Source organism: Halogeometricum sp. CBA1124 (genome assembly GCF_009741955.1).
Classification (GTDB): domain Archaea; phylum Halobacteriota; class Halobacteria; order Halobacteriales; family Haloferacaceae; genus Halogeometricum; species Halogeometricum rufum.
In genome coordinates this window covers 1-1,734 of sequence record NZ_WPCD01000341.1, presented here as the reverse complement: position 1 = coordinate 1,734, position 1,734 = coordinate 1, and the positions used below count along the sequence as shown (strand labels likewise).

At 70.1% G+C, this 1,734-nt stretch carries 2 protein-coding genes and 1 pseudogene; 2 read left to right on the top strand and 1 reads right to left on the bottom strand.

The window, feature by feature from the left end:
* Positions 1-745, top strand: a pseudogene (locus GJ632_RS21295) (carboxyl transferase domain-containing protein); the annotation flags it as partial.
* A 146-nt stretch (positions 746-891) separates the two neighbouring features.
* Positions 892-1,245 carry a DUF5658 family protein gene (locus GJ632_RS21290; protein WP_191453965.1) on the top strand — a complete coding sequence of 118 codons (354 nt, stop codon included), beginning with the start codon at positions 892-894 and terminating at the stop codon, positions 1,243-1,245.
* A gap of 118 nt (positions 1,246-1,363) precedes the next feature.
* Here the strand turns inward: GJ632_RS21290 and GJ632_RS21285 are convergent.
* Positions 1,364-1,734, bottom strand: a 371-nt coding sequence (locus GJ632_RS21285) for a PH domain-containing protein (protein WP_191453964.1), incomplete at its 5' end; no start/stop codon positions are given.

Below are 1,734 nucleotides of genomic sequence, written 5' to 3'. Positions count from 1 at the left end.
GCATCGACGAACTCATCCCGGAGGCACCGAACCGGCCGTACGACGTTCACGACCTCCTCGACAGGGTCGTCGACGCCGAGTCGGTGTTCGAACTCAAGCCCGACTACGGGACGGAGATCGTCACCGCGTTCGCCCGCATCGACGGCCGTCCCGTCGCGTCGTCGCCAACCAACCCGCCCAGCGGTCGGGTGCCATCTTCCCCGACGCCGCCGAGAAGGCGGCCGAGTTCATCTGGACCTGCGACGCCTACGAGATTCCCCTGCTGTACCTCTGCGACACGCCGGGGTTCATGGCCGGGTCGCAGGTGGAGAAAGACGCCATCCTGGAGAAGGGCAAGAAGTTCATCTACGCCACGTCGTCGGCGACGGTGCCGAAACAGACCGTCGTCGTCCGCAAGGCCTACGGCGCGGGCATCTACGCGATGGGCGGCCCCGCCTACGACCCCGAGAGCGTCATCGCGCTCCCGTCGGGCGAAATCGGCATCATGGGGCCAGAAGCCGCCATCAACGCCGTCTACGCCAACAAACTCGCCGACATCGACGACCCCGAGGAGCGGAAGCGACGCGAGGACGAACTCCGCGAGGAGTACCGCGAGGACATCGACGCCCACCGCATGGCCAGCGAAGTCGTCATCGACGAGATAGTGCCGCCCTCCGACCTCCGCGCCGAACTCGCCGGCCGGTTCGCGTTCTACGCGGACGTGGAGAAGTCGCTGCCGGACAAGAAGCACGGCACCGTCCTCTGAGACGGCCCGACGCGACCCGAGGGCGTTGCGTCGGCCGCGCGCCGGGCGCGTAGGCGGTCGTTTATCGGACGGTAACGTTCCGATTATCCCGACAGTCTCGGCCTATGTGACGACTACTGAGGAAGCCCCCGGCCGAGGCACGTGGTATGGCAGCGCCCACCGTCACCGGGCCCGGGACGACGCTCTCGGACTTCCTCGCCGTCCTCGCCGAGCGAGAGCGAACTCTCTGGGTCGCCGTCGCCGTCACCTTCGTCCTCGACATCACCCTGACCGCTCACGGGTTGACGCTCGGCTTCGAGGAGGCCAACCCCGTCGCGCGAGCGACGATGCTCGTCTTCGGGCCGCTTCCGGCGATGGTGGCGCTCAAGTCCGTCGTCGTCGGCATCGCCGTCGCCTTCACGCGCATCGCGCCGCCGGCGGGGCGGCCGCTCATCCCCCTCGCCGTCGCGACGCCGTGGGCCCTCGCGTCCGCGTCGAACTTCGTCCTCATCTTCGGCTGAGCGGACGCGCCGCTCCGTCGCTCACCCGCGTACGTCCGCTACCGGCCGCGTCGCCGCCGTCTTCGTCGCCGTCGTCGCTCGACGGCGGGGAGTCTGGCCTCGTCTTCGTAGATAACTCTCAGCGACGCGCCTCCAGCGCGGTCCGGATACCGCGGAGTTCGTCGCGGACCGCCCGCCACTCCTCGACCGACCCCGGAATCGAGTCGTCGCCGCCGCGGGCGAGGCGGCCCACGAGGTCCGCGGCGCGTCGGGCGTCGGCCACGTCGGTCAGCGACAGGTCGCCGCCGCCCGCGATTTCGACCGTCACGGTACCGTAGCCGAGGGCGTTGCCGACCGCCGACCGCCGGTAGGAGACGTCCTGCACCCGGTCGAGTTCGAGCGTCGTCACCCGCCGCGCGCGTCGGCCGCGCTTCGCGTACACCGCGCGGGAGGTGACGAGGAAGGCCGTCGCGTAGACGGGGTAGAGGCCGGGCGACGGCGACGACGGCG